At 62.1% G+C, this 12,288-nt stretch carries 12 protein-coding genes; 8 read left to right on the forward strand and 4 right to left on the reverse strand.

Features of this window, described 5'->3' with window-relative positions:
- Positions 1 to 299 precede the first annotated feature (299 nt).
- Positions 300 to 1,490 (forward strand): Xaa-Pro peptidase family protein, encoded by a 1,191-nt coding sequence (locus ASD12_RS28510; protein ID WP_056594741.1) that lies wholly within the window; start codon positions 300 to 302, stop codon positions 1,488 to 1,490.
- A 172-nt stretch (positions 1,491 to 1,662) separates the two neighbouring features.
- Here the strand turns inward: ASD12_RS28510 and ASD12_RS28515 are convergent, their stop codons facing one another.
- The 3 genes from ASD12_RS28515 to ASD12_RS28525 are packed head-to-tail and all read right to left on the reverse strand — an operon-like array spanning position 1,663 to position 4,163.
- A complete protein-coding gene (locus tag ASD12_RS28515) occupies positions 1,663 to 2,082 on the reverse strand; it encodes a cupin domain-containing protein (protein ID WP_056594744.1) in 420 nt (139 codons plus the stop codon).
- Positions 2,083 to 2,088: 6 nt separating this feature from the next.
- On the reverse strand, positions 2,089 to 2,955 hold the full coding sequence (locus ASD12_RS28520) for a phosphoenolpyruvate hydrolase family protein (RefSeq protein ID WP_056594747.1): 867 nt from the start codon (positions 2,953 to 2,955) through the stop codon (positions 2,089 to 2,091).
- A gap of 11 nt (positions 2,956 to 2,966) precedes the next feature.
- Positions 2,967 to 4,163 carry a Tm-1-like ATP-binding domain-containing protein gene (locus ASD12_RS28525; RefSeq protein ID WP_056594750.1) on the reverse strand — a complete coding sequence of 399 codons (1,197 nt, stop codon included), beginning with the start codon at positions 4,161 to 4,163 and terminating at the stop codon, positions 2,967 to 2,969.
- An 83-nt stretch (positions 4,164 to 4,246) separates the two neighbouring features.
- Between ASD12_RS28525 and ASD12_RS28530 the strand changes: the two genes are divergently transcribed.
- From ASD12_RS28530 to ASD12_RS28560, 7 genes are all read left to right on the forward strand, one after another.
- Complete coding sequence (locus ASD12_RS28530; protein WP_056594754.1) at positions 4,247 to 4,942, forward strand: TetR/AcrR family transcriptional regulator; 696 nt, start codon at positions 4,247 to 4,249, stop codon at positions 4,940 to 4,942.
- 359 nt (positions 4,943 to 5,301) lie between these two features.
- Positions 5,302 to 6,618 carry an extracellular solute-binding protein gene (locus tag ASD12_RS28535; protein ID WP_056594757.1) on the forward strand — a complete coding sequence of 439 codons (1,317 nt, stop codon included), beginning with the start codon at positions 5,302 to 5,304 and terminating at the stop codon, positions 6,616 to 6,618.
- 68 nt (positions 6,619 to 6,686) lie between these two features.
- The gene (locus tag ASD12_RS28540; protein ID WP_056594760.1) at positions 6,687 to 7,592 is read left to right on the forward strand and encodes a sugar ABC transporter permease; all 906 of its coding nucleotides are present in this window, start codon (positions 6,687 to 6,689) and stop codon (positions 7,590 to 7,592) included.
- 1 nt (position 7,593) lies between these two features.
- Positions 7,594 to 8,553, forward strand: coding sequence for a carbohydrate ABC transporter permease (locus tag ASD12_RS28545; RefSeq protein ID WP_056594765.1), 960 nt, complete (start codon positions 7,594 to 7,596; stop codon positions 8,551 to 8,553).
- On the forward strand, positions 8,550 to 8,771 hold the full coding sequence (locus ASD12_RS28550; RefSeq protein WP_056594768.1) for a hypothetical protein: 222 nt from the start codon (positions 8,550 to 8,552) through the stop codon (positions 8,769 to 8,771). Before ASD12_RS28545 ends, ASD12_RS28550 begins: the two co-directional genes overlap by 4 nt.
- Entirely contained in the window at positions 8,768 to 9,871 is a 1,104-nt protein-coding gene (locus tag ASD12_RS28555) for an ABC transporter ATP-binding protein (protein WP_056594771.1), read from the forward strand. Before ASD12_RS28550 ends, ASD12_RS28555 begins: the two co-directional genes overlap by 4 nt.
- Before the next feature lie 106 nt (positions 9,872 to 9,977).
- Positions 9,978 to 11,063 (forward strand): ABC transporter ATP-binding protein, encoded by a 1,086-nt coding sequence (locus ASD12_RS28560; RefSeq protein ID WP_056594774.1) that lies wholly within the window; start codon positions 9,978 to 9,980, stop codon positions 11,061 to 11,063.
- 185 nt (positions 11,064 to 11,248) lie between these two features.
- Here the strand turns inward: ASD12_RS28560 and ASD12_RS28565 are convergent, their stop codons facing one another.
- Positions 11,249 to 12,232: an AraC family transcriptional regulator gene (locus ASD12_RS28565; protein ID WP_056594777.1), complete on the reverse strand. Its 984-nt coding sequence runs from the start codon at positions 12,230 to 12,232 to the stop codon at positions 11,249 to 11,251.
- Between the last annotated feature and the right edge of the window lie 56 nt (positions 12,233 to 12,288).

The raw sequence follows: 12,288 nt of genomic DNA on the forward strand, positions 1-12,288 counted from the left end.
CATGCGGTGGCGATTATGAGCCTTGCCGAGGGTTTCGCCAGAGACGGAATTGGCGCATCCTCACTTGGCTTTGAAATTTTCGTCCGCTGGACCAGTTTGAGGGAAGCGGCTCAATTCGACTAATCTGGTAGGACCAGATTCATCTGACATGCGGCGGATGACGATATGGTGACATCGAACGGCGCTGTTTTTCCTATTTCTGGCTGGACCAGAGTGAGCAAAATGGTGCAGATTTGAGCCATAGCCAAGGGATCGGGAGCAGAACGGCCGGCGCTCCCAGGCAATTCAGGGAGAGAGAGATGAACATTGCTCCGGGCAAGAATGCCGTCGGCAATATCCCGTTCGACCAGGCAAGGGTCGACCGGCTGATGGAGGAGGCCGGCATCGATGTGCTGCTCGCCACCTCCAAGCACAACACGCAATATCTGTTGGGCGGCTACAAGTTCATCTTCTTCGCCGCCATGGATGCGATCGGCCATAGCCGTTACCTGCCGATCGTCGTGTACGAAAAGGGCGGGCCGGACCATGCCGCCTATATCGGCAACCGCATGGAAGGCGGCGAGCATCAGAACAACCCGTTCTGGACGCCGACGCTGCACGCCGCCTGCTGGGGCACGCTCGATGCCGCCAATCTCGCCGTCGAGCATCTGCAGAAGATCGGCAAGGGCAATGCCCGCATCGGCATCGAGCCCGGCTTCCTGCCGTCGGACGCGTATACGCTGATCCGCAAGGCGTTGCCGGACGCCAGACTGATCGATGCCACCGACATGCTGGAACGCATGCGCGCCATCAAGACCGATGCCGAGCTGGAGAAGCTGCGCACGGCCTCCGAACTGATCACTGATTCCATGCTGGCAACCATTGCCTGGGCGCGCGAAGGCACGACCAAGAGCGAGATGATCGAGCAGCTGCGGCGCGAGGAAACCAATCGCGGCATCCATTTCGAATATTGCCTGCTGACGTTGGGCTCCAGCCATAACCGTGCCGCCTCGCCGCAGGCGTGGAAGAGGGGCGAGGTGCTGTCGATCGATTCCGGCGGCAACTATCACGGCTATATAGGCGACCTCTGCCGGATGGGCATTCTGGGCGAACCGGATGCCGAGCTCGAAGATCTGCTGGCCGAGGTCGAAACGGTGCAGCAGGCGGCCTTTTCAAAGGTCAAGGCAGGCACGCTGGGCGGCGACATGATTTCGCACGCAGAGGGCGTGCTGAAGGCCTCGAAGGTCGCGGCCTACACGGATTTCTTCGCCCATGGCATGGGCCTGATTACGCATGAGGCGCCGTTCCTGATGACCAACCATCCGGTGACTTATGAGGGCACCTATTCGGCAAAGCCGCTGGAGAAGAACATGGTGCTGTCGGTGGAGACAACCATGCTCCACCCGACGCGGGGGTTCATCAAGCTGGAGGACACGCTTGCGGTGACTGACGCCGGCTATGTGATGTTCGGCGACCGGGGTCGAGGCTGGAACAGGGGTGGCACCCTATAAAGACGAAGGCTGGCGCCGCCCCTCATCCGCCTGCCGGCACCTTCTCCCCGTAGAACGGGAGAAGGGAGCAGTTCCGGCGATTGGCGAAAGCGCCTATGACAGCGTCTTTCTCTCCGTTCTACGGGGAGAAATGTCCGGCAGGACAATGAGGGGCGGCGCTGCCCAAAAATAGCTATTTCCCGCCCGCCGGGATCAGCCTGAAATCCGGCAGCTCGCGCAGGACCAACTCCGGGCCGGCCGGCGAATAGACGACGAAAAGCTGCATCGGCCCGTCACCGGTGTTGAGCGTCGAATGAAAGCGGCTCTCCGGCACATAGATGGTGCAGCCAGGGCCGACCTTCTCGACCACCGGATTGCCCTTCTCGTCCTCAACCATCTGCTCGCCATGGCCTGAGATGACGAAGATGATTTCCTCGGCACCGGGATGATTGTGGCGCGTGTGGCCCTTGCCCGACGGCAGGTCGACGACGCCGCCTGAAAACCGGGTCGCGCCATTCACTTCGGGCGCTACCGTCAACGACAACTTTCCCCAGTCGAAGCCGAAGGCGCTGACGTCCTTCGGGTACACGAACACCTTGCTCTTGTCGGTCATCTCTCATCATCCCTTCTTTTTCTTTGGCATCGTCTTCTCACCACCGAGTGTCACGGCCTTGAAATCCGCCGTCTGGCGGGCGATCGCCGCTTCGGCCGGCAGCCGTTCCATCGAGCTTGCGCCATAGAAGCCGTGCAGGCCCTTGCAGCGGTCGAGGATGTAGCGGGCGTCGTCCGGCATCGAGATCGGCCCGCCATGGCAAAGCAGGATGACATCCTTGCGCACCGAGCGGGCCGCGTTGGCGATGGCGTCGATCTCGACGACGCAGTCGTCGAGCGACTTGGCCGAGGTGGCGCCGATCGAGCCGCCTGTCGTCACGCCCATATGGGCGACGACGATGTCGGCGCCTGCCTTGGTCATGGCACGGGCCTCACCCGGGTTGAAGACATAGGGCGTGGTCAAGAGGTCGAGTTTGTGCGCTTCGGCGATCATGTCGACCTCGAGCCCGAAGCCCATACCGGTCTCTTCGAAACTCTGCCGCATGCTGCCGTCGAACAGGCCGATGGTGGGAAAGTTCTGCACCCCAGAAAAGCCCATCGTCTTCAACTCGGCCAGCAACAGCGGCATGATGACGAAGGGATCGGTGCCGTTGACGCCGGCCAGTACCGGCGTCTTCTTGACCACCGGCAACACCTCGTAGGCCATCTCCTTGACGATCTCGTTGGCATTGCCATAGGCGAGCAGGCCGGCGGCCGAGCCGCGCCCGGCCATGCGGTAGCGGCCGGAATTGTAAATGATGATGAGGTCGATGCCGCCAGCTTCCTCTGCCTTGGCAGACAGGCCGGTGCCGGCGCCGCCGCCGACGATCGGCACGCCCTTGTCGATCATCCCCCGGAACCTCTTCAGTATGTCCTTGCGCGGTATGGCGGGCATTTTTTTGGGTCTCACTGTTTGGCGATGTCGAGAAAAGCCGCAACCGCGGCCTTGGCGAATTCGGGGTCGTTGATGTGGAGCGGAAGGCGCGTCACGCGCCGCGTGTCATTCGGACGGATGGTGCGCTCGATGGCTTTGAACAGGACGGCGTCGGCTTCCAGGTCGAAGAAGGCGCCGCCCTCGATGTCGAGCGCCGAGACGCCTTTTTCTGGAATGAGAAAATGCACTGGCCCCTCGCAAAGGGCGAGCCTGGTGCCAATCCATTCGCCGATCTTGCGGCATTCCTGCGCCGTGGTGCGCATCAACGTGACGTTGGGGTTGTGCTCGTAGAACAGCCGGCCGCGATGGTGTTCGGGAATCGTCGACGGCGCCCAGAAGTTCACCATGTCGAGCGCGCCGACCGAACCGACATAGGGCAGTCTGGTGCGGGCGATTGCGCCAAAACGATCCTCGGTCGCCGGCAGGACGCCGCCGAACAGGAGATCGCAGACTTCGGTCGTGGTGATGTCGATGATCCCGGACAGCAGGCCGCTGTCGGCCAGCTTCTCCATGCTGCGACCGCCAGTGCCCGTGGCATGGAAGACTATGCAGTCATAGGTCGAACGGAGCTGGTCGGCGATGGCCGTCACGCAAGGCGTGGTGACGCCGAACATGGTGAGGCCGATCGACGGTTTGCCGTCGGGTGGCGGCGCCGGCCTGGCTGCCATGCCAGCGATTGCCTGGGCGGCATTGTGCAAGACAACACGGGACAGCCGGTTCAGTCCGGCCATATCGGTCACAGCAGGCATCATGATGATGTCGGAAACATCGACATAAGGCGCTGTGTCGCCGGAGGCGAGCGTCGAGACCATGATCTTGGGCAGGCCTAGCGGCAGCGCGCGCATGCCCGACGTGATGATCGAGGTGCCGCCGCCGCCGCCAATGCCAATGACGGCGGCGATGTCGTTTCGCGATTGGACGAAGCGGGCGAAGGCGATGCCCATTGCGGCAACCGCGGTTCCGCGGTCGTCGATATCAAGCACGGCGCCGCGACCGTCGGGGTGGTGGCCGGCAATTTCCTTTGCGGTGATGTCGACGGGAATGGTTGCGTCGCGCGTTCCGACATCGACGCGGGACACTGCTGCGCCCGCAGCAGTGATCGCATCGGCCAGGAAGGCAAGCTCTTCGCCCTTGGTGTCGGCGGTGCCCACCACATAGATGCGCTTCATCGCGTTTCCCCGCCGGCTGTTTGCCCGGCCTTTCCGCAAGCGAAGGCCATTGCAATTTTTTGAGACGTGCGTATCGTATTGATATGGAAGTCTCACGTCAACAATCCACGGTGAGCGACGACGCTGAGCGAGGAAACGGCCAGGCGATAGAGCGCGGCCCGCGCGCTCGCACGAAACGGCTGATGCTGGAGACGGCGACGCGGCTGATGCAGGCGGGCGTCACGCCGTCAGTCAGCGAGGTCGCCGAGGCGGCTGAGGTTTCCCGAGCCACTGCCTATCGTTATTTCCCGAGCCAGGCGGCACTGGTGCAAGCTGTGGTCGACGAGGGGCTGGGGCCAATCCTCACCTGGCAATCGACCTCCGTCGATGCCGAGCGCCGGATCGCCGAGCTGTTCGACACGGCCATGCCGCGCATCGAGGCCTTCGAAGCCACGTTCAAGGCAGCACTGAAGCTGTCGCTCGATCAATGGGCACGGCGGCAGGCCGGCACGCTGGGTGGCGAGCCGACTTTCACGCGCGGCCACCGCATCGACTTGCTGAAAGAGGCGATCGCGCCGCTCAAGGGCCGTTTGCCGCCGCGCGACTTCAAGCGGCTGGCGCAGGCGCTGTCGCTGATGTTCGGCGTCGAGGTGCTGATCGTGCTCAAGGATATATGGGGGTTGGACAGTCGCCGAACGATGTCGGTCGCACAATGGGCGGCCGGGGCGCTGGTGCGTGCGGCGGTCGCGGAATCAATCGGTGACGGAGACAACATCAATCGGGCGGCAGTCGTGAAATAGCGCCTATCTGGTTCGACCAGATTGGCATGCCGACTGCCGATATTAACCGCAATGCGGGGTACGGGACAACACCTGCGCGTATCACTGAGTAGGAAAATCTTGGTAAAACAGGCAGATAAAGCCGGAATCCGATAGCAATGGGCAAGTCGAGCTGCCAAGAAAGGGCTTGACGCGCATGCAGAATTGGTAATACCAGATCAAGTAAGAAAAGCGGATCGAAAGTGAGGGCTGCGATCCATTTTCCGGCAGGGCGAGGAGGCTCAGAACCGGAATGGTGCGATCACGGGAGGAACTACCCGGGCCGGTCCCGTTGCCGGCTCGCATGACCAGGTAGAATGCGCACAAGGGAGGAAATCATTATGCGCAAGTTAGTGACCAGCGTACTTGCTGGTATCGGCTTAACGCTTGCCTGCGGAACGTCCGTTTACGCGCAGGAAAAGTCGCTCACCATCTTCTGGGCCGAATGGGATCCGGCCAACTATCTGCAGGAACTCGGCAACGAGTACGAGAAGGAAACCGGCGTCAAGATCACGGTGGAGACCACACCCTGGTCCGACTTCCAGACCAAGGCCTTTACCGAGTTCAACGCCCATGGCGACGCCTATGATTTGGTCGTCGGCGACTCGCAATGGCTCGGCGCCGGCTCGACCGGTGGCCACTATGTCGACCTGACCGACTTCTTCAACAAGTACAAGCTGAAGGAGGTGATGGCGCCGGCGACGGTGAAATACTACGCAGAATATCCCGGCAACAGCGGCAAATACTGGGCTATTCCGCTCGAAGGCGATGCCGTCGGCTGGTCCTATCGCAAGGACTGGTTCGAGGACCCCAAGGAGAAGGAAGCGTTCAAGGCCAAGTACGGTTACGACCTGGACGTGCCGAAGGATTTCAAGGCGCTGCGCGACATCGCCGAATTCTTCTACCGGCCGGATCAGAAGCGCTACGGGATCGCCATCTATACCGACAATTCCTATGACGCGATGGCGATGGGCTTCGAGAACGCGCTGTTCTCCTATGGCGGCGAGCTGGGTGACTATTCGACCTACAAGGTCGATGGCTTCATCAACTCCGACAAGGCGGTCGCAGCACTCGATGCCTACAAGGAACTCTACAAGTTCACGCCTCCAGGCTGGGCCAAGTCGTTCTTCGTCGAAGACAACCAGGCGATCACCGAAAACCTGGCCGCGATGAGCATGAACTACTTCGCGTTCTTCCCCTCGCTGATCAACGAGGCGTCGAACCCGAACGCCAAGAACACCGGCTTCTTCGCCAATCCTCCCGGCCCTGGCGGCGACCAGTTCGCAGCGCTCGGCGGGCAAGGCATCTCCATCGTCTCCTACTCGCAGAAGCAGGACGAGGCGATGAAGTTCCTGGAATGGTTCATCAAGGACGAGACCCAGAAGAAGTGGGCGGCACTTGGCGGCTACACCTGCAGTGCGGCCGTGCTGAAGTCGGCTGAGTTCCAGAATGCCACGCCCTACAACAAGGCGTTCTATGAGACCATGTTCAAGGTGAAGGATTTCTGGGCTGTGCCGGAATATGCCGAACTGCTGCAGCAGCTCAACCAGCGCGTCTATCCCTACATGATTGGCGGCGAAGGCACCGCCAAGGAAACGCTGGACGCACTGGCGGCCGACTGGACCGCGACCTTCAAGAAGTACGGCCGCGGCCAGTAACAATCATGCCTCACGGAGGGGGCGTTGGTGCCTCCTCCGTTTCTTTTTCTGCAAACGGGAGCAGGGTCTTGGCGACCACGATGATCACCACACTGGACAGGTCTTCAAGAGCGGCCGCGCGGGGCCTCAGCGACATTTCGATCCGCAACCTCTTCATCATTCCGACGGTCCTGTTCCTGATCGTCTTCAACATCTTTCCGCTGATCTATTCGCTCGGCTATTCCTTCACCGATTTTCGTGCGTCGACCAACGCGCCGGCGAATTTCGTCGGGCTGCAAAACTATCGCGACCTGCTCAACGATCCCTATGTCTGGTCCAACTTCGCCATCACCGCGAAGTACGTCATCATCTCGGTCGCCGGACAGTTGCTGGTCGGTTTCGGCGTGGCGATGCTGCTCAACCGCGACATCCCGCTGAAGGGTCTGCTGACGACGCTTCTCCTGCTGCCGATGATGCTGTCGATGGCCGTCGTCGGCCTGTTCTGGAAACTGCTCTACGACCCGTCCTTCGGCATCATCAACTACGCGCTCGGTCTCGGCACCTTCGAATGGCTGTCGGATCCGAAGATGGCGCTCTACGCCGTTGCGCTGACCGACATCTGGATGTGGTCGCCCTTCGTCATGCTGTTGTCGCTGGCCGGCCTGTCGGCGGTGCCGAAGCACCTCTACGAAGCCGCAGCGATCGATCGCGCCGGGCCGTTCTACACCTTCTTCCGCATCACGCTGCCGCTGGTCGCGCCGATCCTGATGATCGCCGTCATCTTCCGCACCATGGAAGCGTTCAAGACCTTCGATCTCGCCTACATCCTGACCAGCCAGCCGACCACCGAGTTGATCTCGATCCGGCTCTACAAGATGGCGTTCCAGGAGTGGCAGACGGGGCGCTCCTGCGCGCTCGCCTACATCGTGCTGATCATGGTGCTGGCCATCACCAACATCTACGTCAAATACCTCAACAAGGTGAAGGAGCGCTGAGATGGCGGCCGTTCGCACTTCTTCCGAAATCGGCTTCAACCGTGTCGCCATCGTTGCCGTTCTGATGGTGACGATCATTTTCCTGGCACCGATCTACTGGATCGCCTCGACTGCGTTCAAGCCGCGCAATCTCGCCACCACCATCCCGCCGACGGTCGTCTTCCAGCCGGAAATTTCGCCCTTCGTGAAGCTGTTCACCAAGCGCTCGCAATTGCGCAGCCCGCCGACGCCGGAAGAATATGCGGCCGCCCCATGGTGGGAGCGCGTCGTCTTCGACGGCGGCGAGAAGATCGTGCGTGACGGCAAGGACCAGGTGCAGTGGTCGGGATATCCAAGCCGCTTCCTGAACTCGCTGATCATCGCCATCACCTCGACGGTGCTGGCGGTCGGCATGGGAACGTTCACCGCTTACGGCTTCTCGCGTTTCAAGGTGAAGGGGGAGGCGGACCTGCTCTTCTTCATCCTGTCGACACGCATGCTGCCGCCGGTCGTGGTGGCGATCCCGATGTTCCTGATGTACCGGGCGGTCGGCCTCAACGATTCCCATATCGGCCTGATCATCCTCTACACCGCTTTCAACCTATCCTTCTCGGTGTGGCTGATGAAGGGCTTCATGGACGAGATACCGAAGGAGTATGAGGAGGCTGCCCTCGTCGACGGCTATACGCGCATGGAGGCCTTCTTCAAGATCGTGCTGCCGGAGGCCGCCACCGGCATCGCCGCCACCGCCGTGTTCTGTTTCATCACGGCGTGGAACGAATATGCCTTCGCGCTGATCATGACCAACCGCCGCGCCCAGACCGCGCCGCCGTTCATCCCCAGCCAGGTCGGCTCCGGTCTGCCGGACTGGACGGTGATTGCCGCCGGAACCTTCCTGTTCCTGCTGCCCGTCGCAATCTTTACCTTCCTGCTTCGCAACCATCTGTTGCGCGGCATGTCCTTCGGAGCGATCCGCAAATGAGCTTTCGCGCCATCAATCAGAAATATCTGGAGCCCGGTTCGCAGGTGCTGATGGTGCTCGGCATCATCGCGCTCTGCCAGCCCTGGAACCTGCTGTTGCACACCTATGGCCTGACCATCATCCTGATCGGGCTGATCGGCTTCAACATCACCTCGAAGATCGCGCCTGAGGAGAAGGCCGGCACCGGCCAGGTGCGAAATCCGGGAGCACAGCATTGACCCAGATCGAGCTTCGCGGCGTCCAGAAATTCTTCGGCGCCGTCCAGGTCATCAAGGACCTCAACCTGAAGATCAGCGACAACGAGTTCATCGTCCTGCTCGGCCAGTCGGGCTGCGGCAAAACGACGACGCTGCGCGCCATCGCCGGACTGGAGACGATCGACGAGGGCGACATCCTCATCGACGGCAAGCCGATCCAGCATCTGAAGGCCGCCGACCGCGACATCGCCATGGTGTTCCAGTCGTTCTCGCTCTACCCGCATATGAGCGTCTACGAGAACATTGCCTTTCCCTTGCGTGCTACACGCAAGAGCAAGGCCGAGATCGACTCGGAAGTGCGCTCGGTCGCCAAGACTCTGCAAATATTAGACCTGCTCGACAAGAAGCCGTCGGCGCTTTCGGGCGGCGACATGCAGCGCGTGGCCATCGGCCGGGCGCTGGTGCGGCGGCCGAAGGCGATGCTGATGGACGAACCGATCGGCGCGCTCGACGCCAAGCTGCGCGAGGAAATGCGGGCCGAGATCAAGCGGCTTCACATCAAGCAGGGCTCGACCACCATCTATGTCACGCACGACCAGATCGAGGCGATGAGCCTCGCTGACCGCATCGTCATCATGCATGAAGGTGTGCTGCAGCAGGTCGGTTCGCCGGACGAGGTCTATTCGCGTCCGGCAAACCTGTTCGTGGCGCAGTTCGTAGGCAGTCCGGTGATGAACGTCGCCGACGCGGCGGTCGCGGAGACGGCGTCTTCGGTCTCGGTGACGGTCGGCGGGGCTGCCTCCGGCTTTGAATTCCCGCGGGCGCTGCTGTCGAAGCTCAACGGCCATGCCGGCGGCCAACTGGCGCTCGGCATCCGGCCGGAAGGCGTCCTCATCCGCCGCGATGCGGCCGAGGGGTTCCTGCCGGTCGAGACGCAGATCGTCGAGCCGCTCGGCTCCTTCGACATCGTCGACCTCAAGGTCGGGTCCAAGATGCTGCGCGCACGCACCAAGAGCGGCTTCGTCAGCGGCCCCGGCGAGAAGGTGTTCGCCAGGATCGATCCGGCCCAGGCGCATTTCTTCGACACGGCGAGCGGCAAGTCGCTGGAGGTGAGACTGTGACCGCCGAAGGTCGCGAGAAGCCAACGATTTGGCTTTTCGAACAGTCGAACGCCCGGAGCCATAGCGGAGGGCAGACCGCCCTCGAACAGCATCGAGACAACTGACCATGGCCCATATCCAGCTCAAGAATATTTCGAAGACCTTCGGAAATCACACCGCCTTGACCGGCCTCGATCTCGACATCGCCGATGGCGAGTTCTTCGTGCTGCTGGGCGAGACGGGCGCTGGCAAGACGACGACCCTGCGGCTGATCGCCGGGCTGGAAAAGCCCAGTGAAGGCCAGGTCTTCATCGACGGCGTCGACGTCGCCGACTGGGGTGCGGCCGAGCGCGACGTGGCGCTGGTGTTGCAGCAATATTCGCTCTATCCGCGCTACACTGTGCGCGAAAATCTCGAGTTCCCGCTGAAGCCGAAGATCCGCCGGCTGCCCGACGCCGAGATCAAGGATCGTGTCGACCGCGCCGCCCGCACGCTGAGGATCGAGCATCTGCTCGACCGCAAGACCGACCGCCTGTCCGGCGGCGAGATGCAGCGCGTCTCCATCGGCCGCGCCATCGTGCGCAAGCCGCGCGTATTCCTGATGGACGAGCCCCTGTCGGCGCTCGACGCCAAGCTGCGCGAGGCGCTCCGCACGGAACTCAAGAATCTCCAAATGCAGCTTGGCGCCACCTTCCTGTTTGTCACCCACGACCAGATCGAAGCGATGTCGATGGGCGACATGGTCGGCGTGCTCAACCATGGCCGCATCGTCCAAACCGGGACGCCGCACGAGATCTACAACAACCCGCGCGACACCTATGTCGCAAGCTTCGTCGGCTCGCCGCCGATGAACCTTATCGACGGCAAGCTGGTGAACGGCCGCGCGGTGATGGCGCCGTTGAATTTCGAGCTGCCTTTTTCAGGGGGAGCCAAGGCGAGTGCGGCGACCGACGGTCGCCCGCTCGTCTTCGGCATTCGTCCCGAGGATGTCTATCTCGAGAGTGGCGCGCCGGTCGAAGCGCGCGTCCATGATGTCGAGAACCATGGCGTCGAAAAGATCCTGACGCTACGCGTCGGCGACGCGACACTGCGTGCCACCGTTCCGGCCAGGACCGATGTCGCCATCGAGCAAGCGGTGCGCTTCGCCTGGAACCCGGACAAGGTGGTGCTGTTCGACAAAGGCAGCGGCGTCAGCTTGCGGCACGCGTCATAGGCCCGCCTATTTCAGCAGGTAGGTCTCATAAGGCGCGGCGTTGATCAGCAGGATCACGCTTCGGTGTCGGAGAGGCAGGCGTCGTCAGCGCACCGCCTGGGGCCGGCAAGATAGTCCTGGATGAGGTGAAGACCACGCCGATTTCTAGCCTGGAATCACCAGCCCGTCGCGGCCTCCGTGCTGCGTCAGCTGGCCTGGCGGATATCAGCCTGTTCCTCGGCGCGCAGGTGGCTGGGCGCCGAGCCGATGACGCGCTTGAAGGCGCGACTGAAGGCGGCGTCCGATTCATAGCCGAGACGCGCGGCAACGACGGAGATTTTCATCCTGTCGCGGACCAGCCACTGTCGCGCCTGATGCATTCTGACCTGGGTGACATATTTTGCCGGCGTTTCGCCAACGATGGTGGCGAAGCGCTCGGCAAATCCCGATCGCGAGGCGCCCATCATCCGGGCCAGCGACTCGACCGTCCAGTCGTGGTTCGGTTCGAGATGGATGGCGGCCAGCACGCGGCCGATTTCGCGGTCCCTGACCGCGGCGATCCAGCCGGACGAGTCGCCGCAGCCGCGCTCGACCCATGAGCGTATGACGGTGGCGGCAAGCACGTCAGCCAGCCGCGCCAGGATGCCGCCGGAACCGACGCGCTCCATCGTCACTTCGCGCGCCATCGACTCCAGCAGATGCGGAATGCCGGGCTCATAGGCCTCCAGCTCATGCGTGCGCATCACGTCCGGCATCATGCCGAGCAGGGGGTGCAGGCCATCGAGATTGAAGTACATGCTGCCGCAGAACAACAGGGTGCCCGGCCGGCAACACTCCGACATGCCTTCGTTCGACATGCAGTAGACGTCCTTGCAGACCTCCTCGACTTCGTAGCCGTGGATCGGCCAGGCCTGCGCGCCGGGTTCGCTGGCAAGCACATGGGCCGCACCGCGCGGCAGCAGGATCGCATCGCCTGCGTTGAGTTCCACCCATTCGCCGGACGGCTGCTTCAGCCAGCAGCCTTTCCGGCCGATGAAATGAAACCGCGCCGCCGGCTGGGCCGGAAACTGGATACCCCAAGGCTCCTTCAGTTCGAAGCGACCATATTCGACGCCGTCGAGGCGCAGGCCGCGCAATATGTCGGTGAGCGGGTCGCCGGTGATTGGAATTTTGGACGAATGGTCAAGCATGATGGGGTTTCTAGCATGGAAACTCCAGGTGGTCACTCCCTATGTTGCATTGCAGC

Source organism: Mesorhizobium sp. Root102 (assembly GCF_001425625.1).
Classification (GTDB): Bacteria; Pseudomonadota; Alphaproteobacteria; order Rhizobiales; family Rhizobiaceae; genus Mesorhizobium.

Coding starts and splice junctions, on each gene's coding strand:
- ASD12_RS28515 (WP_056594744.1), bottom strand. CDS start 2,082: ATGACCGACAAGAGCAAGGTGTTCGTGTACCCGAAGGACGTCAGCGCC.
- ASD12_RS28565 (WP_056594777.1), bottom strand. CDS start 12,232: ATGCTTGACCATTCGTCCAAAATTCCAATCACCGGCGACCCGCTCACC.
- ASD12_RS28525 (WP_056594750.1), bottom strand. CDS start 4,163: ATGAAGCGCATCTATGTGGTGGGCACCGCCGACACCAAGGGCGAAGAG.
- ASD12_RS28520 (WP_056594747.1), bottom strand. CDS start 2,955: ATGCCCGCCATACCGCGCAAGGACATACTGAAGAGGTTCCGGGGGATG.
- ASD12_RS28510 (WP_056594741.1), top strand. CDS start 300: ATGAACATTGCTCCGGGCAAGAATGCCGTCGGCAATATCCCGTTCGAC.
- ASD12_RS28560 (WP_056594774.1), top strand. CDS start 9,978: ATGGCCCATATCCAGCTCAAGAATATTTCGAAGACCTTCGGAAATCAC.
- ASD12_RS28535 (WP_056594757.1), top strand. CDS start 5,302: ATGCGCAAGTTAGTGACCAGCGTACTTGCTGGTATCGGCTTAACGCTT.
- ASD12_RS28530 (WP_056594754.1), top strand. CDS start 4,247: ATGGAAGTCTCACGTCAACAATCCACGGTGAGCGACGACGCTGAGCGA.
- ASD12_RS28545 (WP_056594765.1), top strand. CDS start 7,594: ATGGCGGCCGTTCGCACTTCTTCCGAAATCGGCTTCAACCGTGTCGCC.
- ASD12_RS28550 (WP_056594768.1), top strand. CDS start 8,550: ATGAGCTTTCGCGCCATCAATCAGAAATATCTGGAGCCCGGTTCGCAG.